Here is a 20233-nt window from a genome sequence, read left to right as displayed (position 1 = left end):
AAATGTGTTTTCAGAAAGTACGGGAAGCGGTGAAGGACAGGTAGTTGCGGTCTTTCAGCGTCTGGCCGTAGGACAGCATGCGGGTGGGCGTGCTCGCATCGGTGACGGTGAAGGTGTTCTCCTTGCCGAAGAAGGCGGTGTAGTTCAGGCCCACATTCCATTCCTGGTACTTGCCCTTGATGCCGACGCTGAAGTCGCCCCCTTTGCTGACACCGCCGGCGAAGTTGAAGATGGCCGAAGAGCGCCCCCCAAAGTTGTAGCCCAGGCCGATCGGAATCGACAGGTCCAGGCCGGGCAGTACCTGGAAGTACTGCGGCTCGAAAATCATGCGAAAGGCCGCGGCATCGCGCGTGGTGTTGGGGTCAAGCCCGCCGAAGCCGACGGCGCTGGGGTTCCTGGTCACGCTCAGGACCCGGTTCCAGGCCAGCTCGGCCAAAAGAGCGCCGCCGTCCCACAGGCTGGACTTGGTGAGCACATAGATGCCCGACAGGTTCAGGTGCGCCGTCTTGCCGATGGCGTGGCAGGGGTTGCTGGCCGATCCGTCGCAATTAACCGGCGGCATGAAGGGCGCACCGCCCAACACAGCCGGATCGCTGGCCAGCGGTGCGTCGGTGCGCACCGAGCCTTCCAGCGCCCAGTTGAGCTGCCCGACGGACGACGTGACGCTGGCGCCAAAGGTCTTGATGCCCTTGGCATAAACCTTGTGGACGTTGCCATTGATCAGGTCGAACACCGGTACCGATGGCGTTTTGTCGTTGTAGCGTGCGGCGTAGAGGCCGTACTCAAACGCGCTGCCTGCAGGCGACCAGCGCAGTTGGGCTCCGAACTGGCCGCTGTTGCCCGGCGTCTGGTCCTTGCTGTTGTCGGTGTTGAGTACCGTGGTCGGGCCGAGGTAGACCCAGCCGCCGCCGATGTAGTCCTGATTCGAGAAATAACTGCCCACACCAGGGATCTTGCTGGGCCGCCACTTGAGCTGATAGTAGCCGCCCAGGGTCACCCCCTCCGCCACCTGCAGCGAGCCGGAAATCTGCTCCACCGGCAGCAGCACTTCCTTGAACTGCCAGTTGGGCACCGAGACGATCTTGGCGATGTCCACCGGGCCTTGCGCATTGGCAATGCCGTTCTGGCCGAAGAACAGGCTTTCGCCGTATTGCAAGGCATGCTTGCCGACGCGGATCGAAGCCGGCATGCTGCCCAGGTTGCCCTTGGCAAACGCAAAGGCATCGAGAAACTCGCCATCGCGGCCATGCTGGGCGCTGGTCGCTGGAATGAACTGGTTGGCGGGCTGGCCGACGAAGTTGCTAACCCCCAGCGTGCCGTCGTTCGCATTGGTGCCCCGGTACTTCGAGTCGTACCAGGCGGAATGGCTGATGCGCAGACCGACGTTGCCGTGGGTCACATCGAACTCGGTCAGCAAGTCGACGCGGTTGGAGACGATGCCTTTTTTACTGAAGTTGGCATTGCCGTCGTTCTCATTGGCCACGCCGGCATCGGGCGACGGCACTGTCAGGGCCGCCGAAGCATCCTTCAGCCGATAGGCCGTGCTGTACTTGGGCGTGAAGTCCAGCCGTATCCTAGTGTCGGGGTCGGAACCTAACTCCATGGCTTGGGCCGACAGCGCGCAGAGCAGGCTGCTCGCCAGCGCCAGCGCCAGGGCGCCGGGTTGGAAGGGGGTGATTTTTTTTGTCATGCATGTCTCCTCAAGTTATGGTCTGTGGGGTCGGTGGGGGTCTATCGCTTGCTCAAAGATAGGTCGAGGCCAGGCCGCCATCGACCGGAATGTTCACGCCGCTGACCCAGCGCGCTGCATCGCTGCACAGCCAGGCAATCACCGCGGCCACCTCGTCGGCAAAGGCCGGGCGCAGCATGCGGTGGGCATCTTTTTGAATCCGCTCTTCGCCCAGCATGGAGACGAAGTCGCCCAGGATGGGCGTGAACACCGGGCCAGGTGCGACGCAATTCATGCGCACCCCTTTGCCCAGGAACCATTCCTGCGACTGGGTGGCGCTCCAGACGATCAGGGCTTCCTTGAAATACTGGTAGCAGGTGGCGTGCGGCACGGGGTGGTCGCGCAGCCAGGCAGCGCCGGCCTCAAAGCCCTTCACGGCGGCGAGCTCCTTGTGCAGGTCCAGCCGCAGCGGCCATTCGGCACCCAGGATGGAGGCCACATTGACGATGCTGCCGCCACGCGGCATGCGCGGCAACACGGCTTGCGTCAGGTGCCGCAGGCCCAGGTAGTTCACGCGGGCCACCAGATCGCCGGCGGCCGTGCCGGGCACGCCGGCAACGTTGCAAAACGCGTCAATGTGCGCGGGCAGCCGGGCCACGGCGGCATCAATGGCGGCGGCGCTTCCCAGATCGGCCTTCACGAAATCATCCAGCGTCAAGCTGGGGTCGTTGCGGTCCATGCCAATGACTTGGGCGCCCTGGAAGCGGGCCAGCCGGGCCACCTCGGCACCAATGCCGGACGAGGTGCCTGTGACGACGATGGTTTTTCCTTGCAAACTCATGAATCTCTCCTCAAAAATCTGACTTAAAACGGGTAGGTGGGAGCCGTGTCCTTGATCGTCATCCACTGCCACATGGTGTATTCCTCCAAGTCCGCCGGTCCGCCCACGCTGGTGCCGTTGCCCGCAATGCCGGGGCCGCCGAAGGGGTTGACGCAGTCGTCATTGACGGTCTGGTCGTTGATGTGGACCATGCCGGACTTCAGCTGCTGGCCCACGGCCATGGCACGGCCTACCGAGCTGGAGATGACGGCGGAAGACAGGCTGCCGGTGTTGTTGTTGGCCAGGGCAATGGCTTCTGCATCGGTCTTGTAAGTGATGATGTTGGCGACGGGGCCAAAGGTTTCTTCGTCATACACCCGCATGCCGGCCTTGACGCCCGTCAGCACGGTCGGCTTGTAGAACAGGCCGTCAAAAACTCCACCGGCTTCCAGCTTGGCGCCCGCTTTCACGCTGTCCTGCACGAGGGCGTGCACGCGGTCGCGCTGCCTGGCATCGATCAGCGGGCCCAGGGCTACCTGGCCGCTGGCACCGTTGCCCATCGGTAAATGCGTGGCCTTGGCAATCAGTCGCCTAGTCAACTCGGCGGCCATGCTCTCATGCACCAGGATGCGGTTGGAAGCCATGCAAATCTGGCCCTGGTGAAAGTAGGCACCCCAGGCGGCATTGCTGGCGGCCACATCCAGGTCGGCATCGTCCAGAATGATCAGGGAGTTGGCGCCGCCCAGCTCCAGCGACACCTTCTTCAGGTGGCGGCCAGCCAGCTCACCAATGCGGCGGCCCACAGCGGGCGAACCGGTGAAGGCAATCATCGGCACCAGCGGGTCAATGACCAGGGCTTCACCGGCTTCAGCGTCGCCCGGCAAGACCTGCAGCAAGTCTTTGGGTAAACCGGCTTGCGCGAAGATGCGGGCGATCATCAGGCCACCCGTTACGGGGGTGCGGGTGTCAGGCTTGACCACCACGGCATTGCCAGCGGCCAAGGCCGGGGCCACCGAGCGGATGGTCAGGATCATCGGGAAGTTGAAGGGCGAAATCACCCCCACAATGCCGTGCGGCACACGGCGCGCGATGCTGGTGCGGCCCGGCACACTGGGCAGCACATGGCCTTGCGACTGCAGGGGAATGCTGGCGGCCAGATTGCAGATCAGCGCGGCCTCGCGAATTTCATGCTGACCTTTGGCCAAAATGCCGCCCGTCTCGCGTGCGGCGAACAGCGCCAACTCATCACCATGCTGCTGAAACAGGGCGGCGGCACGGCGAAAAATTTCAGCCTTTTCACGCGGAGGCACCGCCACCCACGCTTTTTGCGCGGCAGCGGCAGCGGCAGTCGCGGCGGCCACGTCGGCCGCATCGGCAATGCCCACGGTGCACAACACCTGGCCCGTGGCGGGTTCGATCACATCGCGCGCACCGCCACCCAAGGCAGCTTGCTTCAGGCCGGAAAAATTAAAAAATGCTGTTACATCTGCTGCACCCATGGGAAAAGCCCTTTCGGTTGGTTTATCAGTTCGTCACTTTTTCTGTGACATACCGGATGCGTTGCAATGCACAGACCAACACCCGCAATCGCAACCGCCTGCGGCCCCGCATTGAGGTCTTTTCGAGAGGGGGACTAGGGACATACCCCAAGTCCAATTACTGCGGTGCAGCAAAGGGAAATCCCTGTTTTATTTTTTGATCAAATGGTTATAAACATGAACTACATTTGCGCAATTGATCAAATAAAAAAAACAAAACCATGGGCAACACTTCGCGCATCTCCCTGGCCGACGTGGCCCGGGCCACGGGCACGACCCTTGGCAACTTCGACAGCGCATTGGTGGCCAAAGCCCTGGGCGGATTTGCCAGTGCCCACATGGGCGGCGATGCCCACCCCAACATTGCCGACATCAGCGAATGCCTGTTTTTTTCTCCGGGGGACGGACGCATCTGGCTGCAAGACCAGCGCATGGTCTTGTTGCACACGGAAGCCCTGGGCTCCCTGCGGCGTGAAATGATTGACAGCCTGGGGCTGGAGCAGGCCCGCGGACTGTTCACCCGTGCGGGCTATGTCAGCGGCGCCCGCGATGCCCAACTGGTGCGGCGGCAGTGGCCCGATGCAGATCCGTCGGCCATCGCCCTCGCGGGTACGCGCCTGCATGCGCTGGAGGGGGTGGTGAAAGTCGAAGTGGTGCAGGCCTCGTACAAGCCCGAAACGGGCAGCTATGAAGGCGAATTTCTGTGGCACAACTCCAGCGAAGACGATGAACACATCGCTGCCTACGGGATTGGCGGCTCACCCGCCTGCTGGATGCAGGTGGGCTATGCCACGGGCTATGTCAGCACATTGTTCGGCCATCTCGTCGTTTTCCGGGAAACACAGTGCCGCGCCATGGGCGAAGCGCATTGCCAGGTGATAGGCAAATCAGCCGACCAGTGGGACGATATCGCGGAAGACATGCGCTACCTCAACGTCAGGGAGTTTGTCGACACCGCTGCCTACGCCCGTCCAGCCCCCAGCGCCGCCGAACTGCCCCAGGTCGAGGCCTCCGCCGGTGATGCGATGGTCGGTGCCTCCTCGGCCTTCAACGCCGCCTGCCACCAGCTGAGCCGCGTGGCGCGCACCTCGGCCACCGTGCTGTTTACCGGCGAGTCCGGCGTGGGCAAGGAAAAATTTGCCCACATGCTGCACAAGATCAGCCCGCGCAAGGACCGGCCCTTTGTGGCGGTGAACTGTGCAGCCATCCCGGAAACCCTGATCGAGTCCGAACTGTTTGGCGTGGAACGCGGGGCCTACACCGGCGCCAGCCACTCGCGGCCGGGCCGCTTTGAGAGAGCCAGCGGCGGCACCCTGTTTCTGGACGAGATTGGCTCGCTGAGCTATGTCGCCCAAGGCAAGCTGCTGCGCGCCTTGCAGGAGGGCGAGGTGGAACGCGTGGGAGGCACGCGCAGCATTGCAGTGGATGTGCGCGTCGTGGCGGCGACCAATGAAGCGCTGCGTCAGGCCGTGCTGGAGGGACAGTTCCGCGAGGACTTGTTCTTTCGGCTCAATGTCTTCCCCATTCACCTGCCGCCCCTGCGCGAGCGGCGTGATGACATTCCCCTGTTGATGAACCACTTTCTGAACCATTACCGGCGCAAGCACGGCTGCAACACTGGCGGCTTCACGCAGGCCGCGGTTCGGTCCCTGCTGAACTATGCCTTTCCAGGCAACATCCGCGAACTGCAAAACCTGGTCGAACGCGCTGTGATCATGGCCGACATGGAAGGGCTGATCGATGTGCACCACCTGTTCACCAGTGGCGAAACCCTGAGCACCGACATCATGACGCTGCGGCTGAAGGGAAGCTCCGCAACTTTAAACTTCGCAGAGCCTGCAGGCTGCGCACAAGCCCTGGCGATAGCCACACCGTCAAGCGCGGCGCAGGCTCCGCAGTCTCTGGACCAGACCGAGCGCGAAACGCTCCTGCGGGCGATTTCCACATCCCAGGGGAATCTGTCCGCCGCAGCGCGGCTGCTCAACACAACGCGGGCGAAGCTGGCCTACCGCGCAAGAAAGCATCGCCTCCTGTGATTCGCGCACACTTGCCTTGAGGTTTCGGGCTGCCCCGCCAGCTTCGGCCCCCACCCGCTCACCCACCCAGCATCGCACCCAAGCGGGAGGGCCGCCAAGCCTGTGGCCGGTGCGCTTCAAGCGCTTCAGTTAAATTACCCGTCTATGCCGACCCCTTCCATTCCGCGCAAAGCGAGCAGTCCCAGCTTTTCCCAACGAGAGTTCCGGGCCTCGCTGGCCATGTTTGCCACCGGGGTCACCATCGTCACCGCGCGCACGCCGGCCGGCGTGCTGGTCGGCCTGACGGCCAACTCCTTTAATTCGGTGTCGCTCAACCCGCCCCTGGTCCTCTGGAGCCTGGCGCAGGCAGCGGGCTCCATGGCTGCGCTGAGCGCCGGATCGCACTACGCCATCAACATCCTGGCGGCGGACCAGAAAGCGCTGGCCGAACGCTTTGCCAGCCGGCGCGAAGACCGCTGGGCGGACGTGCTGTTCACCGAAGGCGCGAGCGGCTCTCCCCTGCTCAGCGGCGCGGCCGCCACCTTCGAATGCTTCAACCGCAGCCGCTACGAGGAAGGCGACCATGTGATCTTCGTCGGCGAAGTGGAGCGCTGCAGCCACCGCGCCGGCGCGGCGCCGCTGCTGTTTCATGGCGGCAGGTTCTACACCGAGCACCCTTTGTGAACTGGCGCCGAAGCGTCACCCACTGAACCTGCTGCGTCTTGTGACGCTGCACTTCACGGCACCGCACGATAGCGATCCGTGCCTCCTTCCACATTCCATCCTGAGCCCATGACCGCACGCAAAGCCCACCTCGATGCCCTCGCCATTTCCCTGCTGCTGGGCTGCTGCCTGTTGTGGGGCCTGCAGCAGGTGCTGATCAAGGCCACCATCAGCGAAATCCCGCCGATGTTCCAGGCCTCCTTGCGTTTGCTGGGCGCCACGGCCCTGCTGGGACTGTGGTGCTTGTGGCGCGGCATTGCGCTGTTTGGCCGTGACGGCTCCCTGCGGGCCGGCCTGCTGGCAGGTGCGCTGTTCGGCGCGGAGTTTGCCTGCATCTACCTGGGGCTGCAGTACACCAGCGCCTCGCGCCTGACGGTGTTTTTGTACACCTCGCCTTTCTGGGTCGCCCTGCTGGTGCCGCTGTGGGTCAAGGCCGAACGCTTGCGCGGCCTGCAATGGGTTGGCTTGCTCGGGGCCTTTGTCGCCGTGGTGTTTGCCCTGCGCGAAGGCTTCACGGCCGGCCAGGGATCGACGGCGCGCGGCGACCTGCTGGCGCTGCTGGCCGGGCTGCTCTGGGGACTGACCACCGTGGTCATTCGCGCTTCCCGCCTGACCAACATTGCGGCGGAAAAGCTGCTCTTTTACCAACTGGCCGTGAGTGCCGTGGCCTTCCCGGCGCTGTCACTGGCGCTGGGCGAGGTGTGGGTCTGGCAATTCAGCCCGTTTGCCATCACCTCGCTGCTGCTGCAGACCGTGATCGGCGCTTTTGCCAGCTACCTGGCCTGGATGTGGATGCTGGGGCGCTACCCGGCGACCCGGATTTCAGTGTTTGTCTTTCTCACGCCGCTGTTTGCGCTGCTGTTTGGCGCCCTGTGGCTCAAGGAAAGTGTGACGCCGGGTTTGCTCGCGGCGCTGGCGCTGGTAGCCGCGGGGGTGGTGCTGGTCAACCGCCAGCCGGCGACGGTGGCCTGAACGGGCCTGAAAAAGTCAGCGCTCAGCGCGCTTCAGGGTTTCGCCACCATGTGCAAGATCATCTCGACGCGGTTGCCGTGGCCTTGCGTGAGAACCAGGTAGAGCTTGTCGTTGATGAACAGCAATTTCCCGTTGCGCTGAATGCGTGCCGCGACCGCGTAGCGCATGCGCGGATCGATCTTGCCGGGCTCCACTGTCAGTTCAAACGGCAAGGGAACCTGGCTGCTGGCAGTGAACCGCTGCTCGGCCAATACGCCGGACGCGCTGTCCAGGCGCGAAATATCGCGCAGCTGAACGATGACATCGCTGTCGGGCGGCAAGGCGACGCGCTGCAGGTAAGACACGGTGCCGGTCACACGCAGCCCGGAGGCCGCAGATGGCGCACCCGATGCCGGTGCGGCGCCCGAAGGAGCGGTGCCCGGTCCGGTGGCGCACGCGGTCATCAAGGCAAGCAGACCCAGGGCGGCCAGCCTCATCAGTCGTCGTTTCATGCGCTCCTTTCGGCAAGGTAGTTTTTCGAGAACTGAACATACCACGCGAGACAGTCCGGGTTGGCCATGGCGTCCCGGTTCACCACCTTCTCCAGCGCTTGCCCCAGCAGCAACTTCTTGATCGGCAGCTCCTGCTTTTTGCCCGAGAGGGTACGCGGAATTTCAGGCACCTGAAAAATGGCATCGGGCACAAAGCGCGGCGACAGCGCGGTTTTGATCGCACCGTTGAGCCGGGCTTTCAGGGCGTCGTCGAGCGCCACACCCTCGCGCAGCACCACAAACAGCGGCATGTAGCTTTCGCGGCCCAGATACTCCAGGTCCACCACCAGCGAGTCCAGCACTTCGGGCAGCGCCTCTATCGCGCTGTACAGCTCGCTGGTGCCCATGCGCAGGCCGTGGCGGTTGATGGTGGCGTCGCTGCGGCCGTAGATGATGCAGCCACCCGCAGGCGTAATTTTGAGCCAGTCGCCATGCCGCCAGACGTTGGGGTACATGTCGAAGTAGCTGGACAGGTAGCGCGGGCCGGGTTCGGCGCTGGGCCGCCCCGAGCCGGTTCCGGACCCCCTCGGGGGGTAGGCGGCATCGCCGCCCAAGGGCTCCATTGCGCCGGTGTCGCCCCAGAAATACAGCGGCATCGACGGAATGGGCTGGGTGCAGACCAGCTCGCCGACCTCGCCAATCACCGGCTGGCCCTGTTCATTCCAGGCCTCGACCGCGCAGCCCAGCAGGCGGCACTGCATCTCGCCCGGCACCAGCGGCAGTTCGCGGTTGCCGCCGATAAACGCACCGGCAAAGTCCGTTCCGCCGGAAATATTGCACCACCATATGGGAGCCCCCACGCTTTTCACTTCGTGTAATGCGCTGCCCCCCGAGGGGGCTGTGCTTGCTTGGGGCGGCCCGGCGCTGCGCACGGCTGATGCCCCCACGCTTGCCACTTCGTGTACTACGCTTCCCCCCGAGGGGACTGTGCTTGCTTGGGGTGGCCCGGCGCTGCGCATGGTGGAGGTCCCCGTGCCTGCCGCATGCAGCTTGCGGAATTGCTCCGCCCCCCATCGCTGCGTGTCTTCGCTCAGCGGTGAACCGGTGCTGCCGAGTGCCCTTACCCTTGTCAGGTCGCCGCATTCCGCCAACTCAACCCCCGCCTTCATGCAGTTGGCAAAGAAGGCGGCACCGGCGCCGAAGAACGTCACCTCAAGGTCGGCCGCGAAGCGCCAGAGCGTGGTCCAGTCGGGCTTGTCCTTGCTGCCGCCGGGATTGCCGTCAAACAGGCAGCAGGTGGTGCCGTTCAGCAGGCCGCTCAGTTGTGCGTTCCACATCACCCAGCCCGTGGAGCTGTACCAGTGGTAGCGCTCGCCCCAGCTGTTGGCCTCGTAGCTGCAACCAATGTCGTTGTGCAGGGTCTTCAGCGCCAGCGCCACCAGCTGCGTGCCGCCGTGGCCATGCACGATGGGCTTGGGCAGGCCGGTGGTGCCGCTGGAATAGACAATCCACAGCGGATGGTCAAACGGCAGCCAGAGCGGTTCAAACGCCGCAGTTTGCGCATCGTCCTGGGCCACAGCGCTGTCGAACCGTGTGCAATCTGCCATTGAATTTGCAGCGCGCAGGTTGTCGTGCACGATCACGTGCTGCAAACTGGGCAGTGCGGCCCGCAGTTCCGCCACCACGCCGGTGCGGTCCAGATCACGCCCGCCATAGTGCACGCCGTCGCAGGCGATCAGCACCTTGGGCTCGATCTGCTTGAAGCGGTCCAGCACGGCGTGGGTGCCCATGTCGGGCGCGCAAATGCTCCAGACACCGCCGATGCTGACCACGGCCAGGAAGGCCACCATGGCCTCGGGAATGTTGGGCAAATAGGCGGCCACACGGTCGCCCGGCTTCACCCCCCGGGCCTGCAGGTGCAGCGCCAGCGACGCGACCTGCTGGCGCAGGGCGGGCCAGCTCAGTTCGCGGTGCCGGCCACTGGCAAGACTCTTTTCGTTGTGGCTGACCAGGGCCGGAAAACCGGCTGCGTGGGCCTTGTCCACATGCCGCAGGACCTGCCGCGCGTAGTTGACCTGGGCACCCGGAAACCACCGGGCACCGGGCATGCGCCGCTCGGCCAGCACGGCCGTGTGCGGCGTCGGCGACTGCAACTCAAAATAGTCCCAGATGCTTTGCCAGAAGGCCTCCAGGTCGGTCACCGACCAGCGCCACAGTGCGTCATAGCTGTCAAAGGACAGGCCGCGCGTGGCCTTCAACCAGTCCTGGTAGAGGCGTATTTGGGGAATATAGGGTGCGCTCATGGTGCGAGCTTAACGCCACGACCTTGGCGTGAGAAGGGTCAACGCGCCCCCGGAAATGCGGTATTTGCAATTTCGCACAATCGTGCTAATATTCACCGTATGGACGCCAAAACCCAGAAAAGCGAGATGACCCGGACCGCCATCATTGGCGCGGGAATTGATCTTGCAGCGGCGGAAGGCCTGGAGGCCATCACGCTGCAGGCCGTGGCCGACCGGATCGGCCTGTCCAAGAGCGGCGTGTTCTCGCGCATCGGCTCGCGCGAGGCTCTGCAAAAGGCTGTCATTGAAGAGTTTGGCCGGCGCTTTCTGGCCGACGTCTTTGTACCGGCCATGCAGCAGCCCAAGGGCCTGCCACGCCTCAACGAAATCGTGCGCCGCTGGATTGTGCGCACGCGCGACGTCGAAGTGCAGCAGGGCTGCATCTACACGGCCGGCGCGTTCGAGCTGGACGACAAGGAGGGCGAGTTGCGCAACACGCTGCTGCAGGAAGTGACGCGCTGGCGCGCCGCCTTGCGCCGTACCGTGTTGCAGGCCATCGAGGCCGGCCACCTGCAACCAGACACCGACCCCGAGCAGCTGGTCAGCGAAATCAGCAGCTTGTCCATTGGGCTGTTGCACGATGCGCGCTTTCTGCGCGACCCGCGCGCGGCCGAGCGCACCCAGGCATCCTGGGAGCGCCTGATTAACAGCTACAAAACCTGATTGTTGAGGGATGCCCACGTGCCCTTGTTTGTTGTGTTTGCTCTAATTTCGCACGATCGTGCGAAGAAAGGAAGATGCCATGTTGATCATCATTTTTTCGTTCATCGGTTTTCTGCTGGTGTGCGGTGTGACGGCCGCCCTGGCCTCGCTGCGCCAGCTGCCGCGCAGCAATGAAGACTGGATCTATTACTGAAACTGAATGACTGAAGCCGCCGGAGCCTGCCCCCTGCTGATTCAAAAACGGAGAGTCCCACATGACACGTACATCCCTGCAGGCCACCACGGCCTACTACAACGCCAGCCCGCTCACGCGGGTGTTCCGCTGGGGCCTGGGAGCCTCGCAGCGCATCTGGCCGGCGCTGGCCGTGCGTGCGGCCTATCGCCTGTTTGGCACGCCGCTACCGCCCAAATGGCTGAGCCGCCGCAGAGCCTGGAGCCCTGCCTGGCACCTGGAGCAGTGGCCGTTTGAAGATGCCAGCCTGACGCTTTATTCACGCCCGATCGCGCCGCAGGGCCCGGTCGTTCTGCTGGTGCACGGCTGGGGCGGACACGCCGGCCAGATGCTGGCGCTGGCCGACACGCTGGCGGCGCAGGGCATGCGGCCCATGATCGTCGAGATGCCCGCGCACGGACGCAGCCGCGGCTCGACCAGCAACCTGCCGCAATTCGCACGCGTGATCGAGTACGTCTCGGCGCGCCTGCAGCAGCAGGGCTACAGCGTGCACGGCTTGGTGGCCCATTCGCTGGGCGCCAACGCCGGCGCCTATGCCGCCAGCCGCGGCCTGCCGGTGAACCGGCTGGTGCTGCTGGCCCCGCCCGCCTCGCCTTATGAGTACACGCGCCTGTTTGCCCACGTGTTTGGCCTGAGCGAGACCACGCGCGCAGCCATGCAGCGTCGCGTTGAAGCGCGCGAAGGCATCCTGATGCCGCAGTTTGAACCGGCGGCGGTGGGCCCGCGCATCCGCTTGCCCACGCTGGTGGTGCATGACCGGCAGGACAGCATCAACCGTTTTGCCGATGGCGTGGCGTACAGCGAGGCGATTGGCGGTGCTCGCCTGGTGGCCACCGAAGGGCTGGGGCACCAGAAGATCCTGAAAGACACCGGGGTGCTGCAACACGTCGCCTCGTTCCTGGCCTGAGGCCGGCCATCGCCGGCCGCAGATCGCAGGGTGCCCGTTCTGCCGGCACCCGGTCGCTCTTGTGGGATGCGTCCATTGCCCCTAGCATTGCCACACTTTACAAAGGGAGAGAGTGATGGGAATGCTGGACTGGACAGAAAAAAGCAGCGCAGTGTTGCAGCAGGGAGGCGTGATCGCGCCGGACGAGCGGTTGCCGTGGCCGCAAACGACGATGATGGGCGTGCAGCACGTGATTGCGATGTTTGGCGCCACCGTGCTGGCGCCCATCCTCATGGGCTTTGACCCCAACATTGCCATTCTGATGAGCGGCATTGGCACCCTGATATTTTTCGCCATCACCGGGGGCAAGGTGCCAAGCTACCTCGGTTCCAGCTTTGCCTTCATTGGCGTGGTGATTGCCGCCACCGCCTATGCGGGCAAAGGCCTGAACGGTAACATCGGCGTGGCGCTGGGCGGCATCATCGCGTGTGGCGTGGTCTACACGCTGATAGGCGCCATCGTGCAGTTCGTGGGCACGGGCTGGATAGAGCGCGTCATGCCGCCAGTGGTCACCGGCGCCGTGGTGGCCGTCATCGGCCTGAACCTGGCGAGCATTCCCGTCAAGAACATGGCGGCGAGCAACTTTGATTCGTGGATGCAGGTGGTGACCTTCGTCAGTGTGGCGCTGGTGGCCGTGATGACGCGCGGCATGGTGCAGCGCCTGCTGATCCTGGTCGGCCTGATGGTGGCGAGCCTGGTGTATGCGGTGCTCACCAACGGACTGGGCCTGGGCAAGCCGATTGACCTGTCGGGCATCGCCAACGCGACCTGGGTGGGTGTACCCGGCTTTGCCGCGCCGGTCTTCAGCCTGAATGCCATGCTGCTGATTGCGCCGGTGGCCATCATCCTGGTGGCGGAAAACCTCGGCCACATCAAGGCGGTGACCGCCATGACCGGCAAAAACCTGGATGTCTACATCGGCCGCGCCTTCATCGGCGATGGTGTGGCCACCATTGTTTCGGGCAGCGCCGGCGGCACCGGCGTCACCACCTACGCCGAAAACATCGGCGTGATGGCGGCCACCAAAATCTACTCGACGGCGGTGTTTGTGGTCGCTGCGCTGATTGCCGTGATGCTGGGCTTCAGCCCCAAGTTCGGCGCTCTGATCCAGGCGATTCCCCTGCCCGTGATGGGCGGGGTGAGCATCGTGGTGTTCGGCCTCATTGCCGTGGCCGGCGCCAAGATCTGGGTCGACAACAAGGTGGATTTTTCAGACAACAAGAACCTGATCGTGGCGGCCATCACGCTGGTGCTGGGCACCGGCGACTTCACGCTGAAGTTCGGGCAATTTGCGATGGGCGGCATTGGCACCGCCACTTTCGGCGCCATCTTGCTGTACGCGCTGCTCAACCGCCAGCGACAAGCGCTGACGGTGCCGCAAGGCCCCACGTCGCAAAGGCCCTAAGCCCTAGCCCCTGGACCGCGTCAGCGCCAATTTGATCGCCGCCAGTTCACGCTCCAAAGCGACGCGTTCGCCGATTTCCTGCGCCAGGACCTGGTGAACCTGCGCCAGCTCGTCGGCAGACTCCTGAATCCTGCGTTCGATTTCGTCAGTTTTTTGCAGGGCCTGTGCCACGTCGCCGGTTTGCAAGGGGTCGGGAATTTCTTGTTTGAGTACGGTGTTGATCACCATCAGTTCATCGGCCGCCTGCTCCATCGTCTCTTTCGCCGTGTCATTCTGATCCAGCGCGCGCGCAAGCGGAGTGGAAAGGGGAGAGGCGGGCGGCTTTTGGGACATGGTCAGGACCTTGGGTTAGGCTGCAAGGACATCGACACCGGATATAGCCCGAATAGCGGATTGCCGCAAAGCTGGAGATTTATCGACTTAAAACTTTACTCCACTGGAATACCCCAAGGACGGCCAAGTTACGGGCCATTACGGCGTTAACCAAAATAAACACATGTGCGGGGCTTCGCGCCCGCCAGTTCGGGGAGTGGGGAGCCTCAGGGCTGCTTTCCGGGGGATCCGGTGCCGCTTCCGGGAACCGGCTTGCCCGCGGGATCCGGGCTGAAGATCTTGCCCAGCGTGGCGCCTACACGGGCACCAATCGCCGTGCCAACGCCGGGCAGTATCGCCGTGCCCACCATGGCGCCCGCCAGCGCGCCGCGGGATACGGACACCCTCACCTTCTCAAGAGGTCCGTTGATTTGCAAGGGTACGCCGACCACACCGTCCACGAGATCCACCGAGAGTTCAGCCTGGACTTGCTGGTTGGCCACCCGGGCCTTTCCCGACGCGGTCAGTGCACCCGACCCTGCCTTGATACCGGTGTAGTCGACCACCATGCCCTGCGGTGTGTTCTGCGTGTCGAGCTGCCCGGTGACTGATTCGAGCGCTGTCTGCCCGGCGAACTCCTGGCCCGCGCTGCGAATCGCCTTGTCGAGGTCAAAATGCAGCAGCTTCGAAGAGCCCATGGCGAACGTGGTCCTGGTGTGAAGCGACTGCGCCAGTTCGACAACGTTGTCGCCATGGGCGGACAGCACCGTATTGCCAGAGGCCTTGCCCGCGACGATGGAACGGCGGTTGAAGGCGGCCAGCGCACTCTGCACCTCCATATCCTTCGGTTGCAAGGTGCCTTCCAGGTGAAAGCGGCCGTTGGGACGGGTCTGCAGTTCCATCGTGCCGTGGGCCGTGCCGCCGCCCACGTTGATGCGGGCAGCCCACCGGTCATCCTGCCCCTCGCGGGTCAGCGTGAGGTCGGTGACGGGCTTGAAGCCGGGACGGCGCACCAGGGCCTGACGCGGCCGCCAGCCGGGATCAAAGTCCACCTCGCCGTCGTAAATGACGGGAATACCGTGCCGCGAAATCCAGGTCACGTCGCGAAACACCAGACGCACCAGCGGAATGTCGCCGGCGCTCAATTCGCTTGGCTCGCGACCGTGTTCCGGCCTCGCAAGCGCCCAACCCAGCGACAACTGCGGCACGGTAGCGCCCTGCAGGTCTACACGGTCTATCTTCACGCGGCGCTGCCAGAGCGCCAGCAGGTCCGGATAAGCGGTAAGTTTCTGAATGACGATGGGCTGCGGCTGCACCGTGACGATATGTTCGATCACCAGCGTCGGCGCCGGCAGCAACCGCCAGCGCAGCGCACCGACGTTGACCTTGACACCGAGCCACGCCTCCAGTTGCAGGGCCGCGCGACGCGCCAGCTCGTCATCGGAGGGCACGAGGCGCATCATCGCCACCCAGAGCAAAGCCGGCAGGCCCAGGACCAGGCCGAGCCCCACCAGCCAGCGGTGCGCGCGCGTCATGGGGATTGTGCTTTCGTGGCCATTTTTCCAGCCTACGCCCGGTCCTGGCAGCGGAAGGCGCGACAAGTTACCCAACGGGTGTAGGCGGCCACCTTATAGTGGAGGGCGCCCTGTCCCCGAATCAGTCTGGAATCACCATGCGCATCTGGAAACAGCCCATCTCCATCGAATTGCTCACCGCGTCCAACGCGAACTGCGCCGTCACCCATCTGGGCATCGAATTTCTGGAAGTGGGTGATGATTTCATCCGCGCCCGCGTGCCGGTGGACCGCCGGACGACCCAACCCTACGGCTTGTTGCACGGCGGGGTGTCAGTGGTGCTGGCCGAAACACTGGGCTCGTGCGGCGCCGCTTACACAGCGCCTGCAGGGCATCGCGCTGTGGGACTGGATATCAACGCCAACCACCTCAAGGGCACAACCAGCGGCTGGGTGACCGGCATCACGCGGCCCGTGCACATTGGCCGAAGCACCCAGGTCTGGCAGATCGAGTTGACCAACGACGCCGGCGAGCTGACCTGCGTGTCGCGCATCACCATGGCGATGCTGCAGCCGAAGCAGTCGTGATATCCAGGCTCGACGCTGCCGGCTTCAAGATACGCTCACTCCTCCGAGGCCGCCCTCGCCATGCGTTCGCTTTTCCAGTACACATCGTCACCGCCATTCATGCGGTTGAGCACGCGTGACAGCACGAACAGCAGGTCGCTCAAGCGGTTGAGGTACTGACGCGGCGCCTCCTTGAGGGGCTCGGCTGCGCCCAGGGCCACCACCGCCCGCTCCGCGCGGCGCGCCACGGTGCGGCACACATGCGCGAGCGCCGCGGCCCGCGAGCCAGCCGGCAAAATGAATTCCGCCAGACGCGGCAGTTGGGCATTGTGCTCGGCCAGCGCCGTATCGAGCAGGGCCACGGCTTCGGGCTTGAGGAGCTCAAAGCCCGGGATGGACAGCTCGCCTCCCAGGTTGAACAGCTGGTGCTGCACTTCGACCAGCAGGTCGCGCACGCCCGGCGGCAATTCTTCGCAGAGCAGCACGCCGATCTGCGAATTCAATTCATCGACGTCGCCCATGGCATGAACACGCAGGCTGTCCTTGGAGACGCGCGTGTTGTCGCCCAGCCCCGTGGTGCCGTTGTCCCCCGTGCGTGTTGCGATCTGTGAAAGTCTGTTGGCCATATGGGTGAGGTGTGAAGGGGTGGATGGGGTGAGGCGCCGTGAAATCCGTGAAACCCTGCACGGCGTTACGCGAGGCAAGCAAATGTGTCCTGGTCCGCCACCATGTCAGCGGAGAAACACCCTGCAAGAGTGCTGGCCGCCTGGTGCGCTTTGCGATGCAATCAGGCCCTGTTCAACCTTGAAGCAACCTTTGAAGGACATCTCTGCATGACGGTGAAAAACCATTCTATTCCCAACTTTGGCAACCTTGACTTTGGCAATTTTGAATTGCGCAGCGTGGTGCTGGTGGCGGCATTGGCCATGGGCGCTGCCGCCGCCGCGCGGGCACAAAATTCACCGCCCTCACCTACCAGTCCCGCCAGCCCCAGCAGTCCGTCGGCTCAGCTGGCGCCTTCGGCAACAGCCACTACCATTCCGCCAAACCGGGTGACCCGCAATGACCTGGAGGCGGCGTTTAACCGGGCCGACACCAACCGGGACGGCAAACTGGATCGCCAGGAAGCCGAGCATTTCCCGGCCGTGGCGCAGCGTTTCGAGTTGATCGACACCGATCACGACACCTTCATCTCGCGCAGCGAATTCAGCAGCGCGGCAGGCTCCTGACCCCTTCCGCATTTCATCTTTTCCCTTGGAGCGCCGCCGGCCTGCACCGGCGGCGCGTGACTTCCAGGTGCTCCGGCAACACACCGGCGTCCGGGACCTCCACACGCTTTCTTTGGCAGACGCGACGCGCACGTCGTAAACTGTGCCATTGACCTGGAGACACCCATGAACGCACCCCTACCCGTCCATTTGCTGCCGGAGATTCACCAGCGCGAAACACCTGCCGCGCTGCTGGAGGCACTCAAGGCCCGCTTCGCCGAGCGTTGCACCACCGCGCTGGTGGTGCGCGAGCAGCACGGTCGTGACGAGTCCTCCTTTGCCGCCCCACCCCCCGCCGCCGTGGTGTTTGCCGAAAGTACGCAGGACGTGGCCGACGCCGTGAAACTGGCCAGCCAGTACAACGTGCCGGTCATCCCGTTTGGTGTCGGCACCTCGCTGGAAGGCCATTTGCTGGCCGTGCAGGGCGGCATCAGCATTGACGTGAGCCGCATGAACAAGGTGCTGTCCATCAACGCGGAAGACCTGACCGTGACGGTGCAGCCCGGCGTGACGCGCAAGCAGCTCAATGAAGAGGTGAAAAGCACCGGCCTGTTTTTCCCCATCGATCCCGGCGCCGACGCCACCCTGGGCGGCATGAGCGCAACGCGCGCCAGCGGCACCAACGCCGTGCGCTACGGCACCATGCGCGAAAACGTGCTCGCGCTGGAAGTGGTCACGGCCAGCGGCGAGGTCATCCGCACCGGCACCCGCGCCAAGAAATCATCGGCCGGCTACGACCTCACGCGCCTGATGGTGGGCAGCGAAGGCACGCTGGGCGTCATCACCGAAGTCACCGTCAGGCTCTATCCGCTGCCGGAAGCCATTTCAGCCGCGATCTGCTCCTTCCCCAGCATCGAAGCCGCCGTGCGCACCACGATTGAAGTGATCCAGATGGGCGTGCCGATTGCGCGCGTGGAGCTCATCGACCACAACACCGTGCGCATGGTGAACGCCTATGCCAAGCTGGGCCTGCGCGAAGAGCCCATGCTGCTGATGGAGTTCCATGGCTCGCCAAGCAGCGTGAAAGAGCAGGCCGAGCTAGTGCAGGAGCTCGCCAGCGGCCATGGCGGCAAAGCCTTTGAATGGGCCAGCACGCCGGAAGAGCGCACGCGGCTGTGGACGGCCCGGCACAACGCCTATTTCGCCGCCATCCAGTCGCGCCCCGGCTGCCGCGCCATCTCCACCGACACCTGCGTGCCGATTTCGCGCCTGGCCGACTGCCTGCTGGAGTCGGTCGCCGAGGTCGACGCCAGCGGCATTCCCTACTTCCTCGTCGGCCATGTCGGCGACGGCAATTTCCACTTCGGCTACCTGATCGACCCCAACCTTCCCGAGGAACGCGAGATCGCCGAGGCGCTCAATCACAAACTGGTGAACCGCGCGCTGAGCCTGGAAGGCACCTGCACCGGCGAACACGGCGTGGGCCTGCACAAAATGGATTTCCTGGTGACGGAAACCGGTGATGGCGCCGTCGAGATGATGCGCACCATCAAACGCGCGCTGGACCCGAAAAACATCATGAACCCGGGCAAGATCTTTACGCTGTGAGTGTGGGGCACCACCGATTTGCGCTCTTTTTGACAGCTGTTTTGTTAGCTGTTGATACGCAGCCAACAGGGGCCGAACCTCGTCCTGGACCTCGTCTTGAATCGCAGATTCAAGTACACAGTGCAACAGAAGACAGTTTGACTCGCAGCACGCGCGACAGCACCTACTCCACCAGGGCCAGCACGCGCAGCGGCGAGCCTGACCCGCCCTGAATCTTCAGGGGCGCGGCGACAATCATCGCGCCCTGTGCGGGCAGTTGGTCAAGGTTCATCAGGCATTGCAGTCCGAACTTGTTGGCGCCGTGCATCAGCGTGTGGCACGGATAGGCTACCGGCCAGGCGTAGGATTGGCCGGCATCGGTATTGATGGTCTCAACGCCGAAGCCGCGCACGTCGCGATCGCGGATGAGCCATTCGACTGCCTGCTGCGTGGGGCCGGGCGTGTGAGCGCCGTCTTCGCGCATATTGACGAAAGCCGCAGGGTCTGCCAGCCGCTGGCTCCAGTCGGTGCGCAGCAGCAGCCAGGCGCCTGCCGGGATGCGGCCGTGTTGCGCTTCCCAGGCTTCCAGGAAATCGACTGTGAGTAGCCAATCGGGATCGGCCGCCACTTCACGGCTCGCATCGACCACGCACGCCGGACCGATGAACTGACGCGCATCGATGGTGTCAACGGTATTGTTCGGACAGTCCTTTCCGCTCACCCAGTGCACTGGTGCGTCGAAGTGGGTTCCGGTATGTTCTCCGCAGGAAAAGTTGTTCCAGTACCAGCCTGGGCCGGCCGCGTCGTATTGCGAGATACGCTCCATCCTGAACGCCCAGACCTGTCCAAACTGCGGCGGCAGCTGCAACGCCGGGAATTCGGGAGAGAGCGTGTGCGTGAGATCAATCACGCGCAGCGCGCCCGTGGAAATATCACGCGCAAATTGCGCAAGCGAAGGTTTCATGCTGTTCTCCCATAGTGATCGAGGTACTGCAAAAGATCCCAGGCGGCGCTCGACAACAGGTGGATCAGGTCACCGCGGCCCGCTGCTGAAACTTGTTCTGGCACCACTCACCGCGGTCCAGTACGGAGCGCAGATGTTCCACCGACTGTCATAGGTCCACGAACCGCAGGTAAAGCGGCGCAAAACCGAAGCGCAGGATGTGAGCAAGCGCCCCCCGTCGCCAACGCGATGAAGAGGTCGCGCAGCGCGCGGAGCACATCTCGCGTATCGAGGTGCTGGCAGTCTTG

General features: G+C 63.9%; 18 protein-coding genes. 9 read left to right on the top strand and 9 right to left on the bottom strand.

Annotation, left to right across the window (positions count from 1 at the left end):
- Positions 1 to 10: 10 nt before the first annotated feature.
- Genes AC1DS5_RS16735 through AC1DS5_RS16725 form a run of 3 tightly spaced genes read right to left on the bottom strand, consistent with a single transcriptional unit; the run spans position 11 to position 3988 of the window.
- The gene (locus AC1DS5_RS16735) at positions 11 to 1690 is read right to left on the bottom strand and encodes a DUF1302 domain-containing protein (protein WP_477719373.1); all 1680 of its coding nucleotides are present in this window, start codon (positions 1688 to 1690) and stop codon (positions 11 to 13) included.
- Positions 1691 to 1742: 52 nt separating this feature from the next.
- Complete coding sequence (locus tag AC1DS5_RS16730; RefSeq protein ID WP_477719372.1) at positions 1743 to 2510, bottom strand: coniferyl-alcohol dehydrogenase; 768 nt, start codon at positions 2508 to 2510, stop codon at positions 1743 to 1745.
- A gap of 23 nt (positions 2511 to 2533) precedes the next feature.
- Positions 2534 to 3988, bottom strand: coding sequence for a benzaldehyde dehydrogenase (locus AC1DS5_RS16725; RefSeq protein WP_477719371.1), 1455 nt, complete (start codon positions 3986 to 3988; stop codon positions 2534 to 2536).
- A 260-nt stretch (positions 3989 to 4248) separates the two neighbouring features.
- Here AC1DS5_RS16725 and AC1DS5_RS16720 point away from each other — a divergent pair, with 260 nt between their 5' ends.
- The 3 genes from AC1DS5_RS16720 to AC1DS5_RS16710 all read left to right on the top strand — a co-directional run bounded on the left by AC1DS5_RS16720 (position 4249) and on the right by AC1DS5_RS16710 (position 7737).
- Positions 4249 to 6063 (top strand): sigma 54-interacting transcriptional regulator, encoded by a 1815-nt coding sequence (locus AC1DS5_RS16720; protein WP_477719370.1) that lies wholly within the window; start codon positions 4249 to 4251, stop codon positions 6061 to 6063.
- 144 nt (positions 6064 to 6207) lie between these two features.
- Positions 6208 to 6726 carry a flavin reductase family protein gene (locus AC1DS5_RS16715; protein WP_041388150.1) on the top strand — a complete coding sequence of 173 codons (519 nt, stop codon included), beginning with the start codon at positions 6208 to 6210 and terminating at the stop codon, positions 6724 to 6726.
- 108 nt (positions 6727 to 6834) lie between these two features.
- Positions 6835 to 7737: a DMT family transporter gene (locus tag AC1DS5_RS16710; protein WP_477719369.1), complete on the top strand. Its 903-nt coding sequence runs from the start codon at positions 6835 to 6837 to the stop codon at positions 7735 to 7737.
- Between the two features lie 32 nt (positions 7738 to 7769).
- Here the strand turns inward: AC1DS5_RS16710 and AC1DS5_RS16705 are convergent, their stop codons facing one another.
- Both AC1DS5_RS16705 and AC1DS5_RS16700 read right to left on the bottom strand, forming a co-directional pair.
- Positions 7770 to 8228: a YbaY family lipoprotein gene (locus AC1DS5_RS16705; protein ID WP_477719368.1), complete on the bottom strand. Its 459-nt coding sequence runs from the start codon at positions 8226 to 8228 to the stop codon at positions 7770 to 7772.
- Positions 8225 to 10510 carry an acetoacetate--CoA ligase gene (locus tag AC1DS5_RS16700; RefSeq protein WP_477719367.1) on the bottom strand — a complete coding sequence of 762 codons (2286 nt, stop codon included), beginning with the start codon at positions 10508 to 10510 and terminating at the stop codon, positions 8225 to 8227. The genes AC1DS5_RS16705 and AC1DS5_RS16700 overlap by 4 nt, the downstream gene beginning before the upstream one ends.
- A 99-nt stretch (positions 10511 to 10609) precedes the next feature.
- On the opposite strand from AC1DS5_RS16700, the gene AC1DS5_RS16695 reads away from it, so the two are divergent.
- The 3 genes from AC1DS5_RS16695 (at position 10610) to AC1DS5_RS16685 (ending at position 13795) form a co-directional block, all read left to right on the top strand.
- Positions 10610 to 11212 carry a TetR/AcrR family transcriptional regulator gene (locus AC1DS5_RS16695; protein ID WP_011481094.1) on the top strand — a complete coding sequence of 201 codons (603 nt, stop codon included), beginning with the start codon at positions 10610 to 10612 and terminating at the stop codon, positions 11210 to 11212.
- 254 nt (positions 11213 to 11466) lie between these two features.
- Complete coding sequence (locus AC1DS5_RS16690) at positions 11467 to 12351, top strand: alpha/beta hydrolase (protein WP_477719366.1); 885 nt, start codon at positions 11467 to 11469, stop codon at positions 12349 to 12351.
- Between the two features lie 115 nt (positions 12352 to 12466).
- Positions 12467 to 13795 carry a solute carrier family 23 protein gene (locus tag AC1DS5_RS16685; RefSeq protein WP_477719365.1) on the top strand — a complete coding sequence of 443 codons (1329 nt, stop codon included), beginning with the start codon at positions 12467 to 12469 and terminating at the stop codon, positions 13793 to 13795.
- A 3-nt stretch (positions 13796 to 13798) separates the two neighbouring features.
- On the opposite strand, the gene AC1DS5_RS16680 is transcribed toward AC1DS5_RS16685, so the two are convergent.
- Both AC1DS5_RS16680 and AC1DS5_RS16675 read right to left on the bottom strand, forming a co-directional pair.
- Entirely contained in the window at positions 13799 to 14128 is a 330-nt protein-coding gene (locus tag AC1DS5_RS16680) for a hypothetical protein (protein WP_477719364.1), read from the bottom strand.
- Positions 14129 to 14334: 206 nt separating this feature from the next.
- Entirely contained in the window at positions 14335 to 15642 is a 1308-nt protein-coding gene (locus tag AC1DS5_RS16675; RefSeq protein ID WP_477719363.1) for a hypothetical protein, read from the bottom strand.
- Between the two features lie 137 nt (positions 15643 to 15779).
- Here AC1DS5_RS16675 and AC1DS5_RS16670 point away from each other — a divergent pair, with 137 nt between their 5' ends.
- Positions 15780 to 16208: a hotdog fold thioesterase gene (locus AC1DS5_RS16670; protein ID WP_477719362.1), complete on the top strand. Its 429-nt coding sequence runs from the start codon at positions 15780 to 15782 to the stop codon at positions 16206 to 16208.
- A gap of 35 nt (positions 16209 to 16243) precedes the next feature.
- Here the strand turns inward: AC1DS5_RS16670 and AC1DS5_RS16665 are convergent, their stop codons facing one another.
- Complete coding sequence (locus tag AC1DS5_RS16665) at positions 16244 to 16813, bottom strand: cob(I)yrinic acid a,c-diamide adenosyltransferase (RefSeq protein WP_477719361.1); 570 nt, start codon at positions 16811 to 16813, stop codon at positions 16244 to 16246.
- Positions 16814 to 17020: 207 nt separating this feature from the next.
- Here AC1DS5_RS16665 and AC1DS5_RS16660 point away from each other — a divergent pair, with 207 nt between their 5' ends.
- Positions 17021 to 17416 carry an EF-hand domain-containing protein gene (locus AC1DS5_RS16660; protein WP_477719360.1) on the top strand — a complete coding sequence of 132 codons (396 nt, stop codon included), beginning with the start codon at positions 17021 to 17023 and terminating at the stop codon, positions 17414 to 17416.
- 165 nt (positions 17417 to 17581) lie between these two features.
- Positions 17582 to 19003 (top strand): FAD-binding oxidoreductase, encoded by a 1422-nt coding sequence (locus AC1DS5_RS16655; RefSeq protein WP_477719359.1) that lies wholly within the window; start codon positions 17582 to 17584, stop codon positions 19001 to 19003.
- 163 nt (positions 19004 to 19166) lie between these two features.
- On the opposite strand, the gene AC1DS5_RS16650 is transcribed toward AC1DS5_RS16655, so the two are convergent.
- On the bottom strand, positions 19167 to 19946 hold the full coding sequence (locus AC1DS5_RS16650) for a cyclase family protein (RefSeq protein ID WP_477719358.1): 780 nt from the start codon (positions 19944 to 19946) through the stop codon (positions 19167 to 19169).
- Positions 19947 to 20233: the final 287 nt, after the last annotated feature.

The organism is Polaromonas sp. P4_H1, from assembly GCF_056400945.1.
This window is presented reverse-complemented; position numbering and strand designations above follow the sequence as displayed.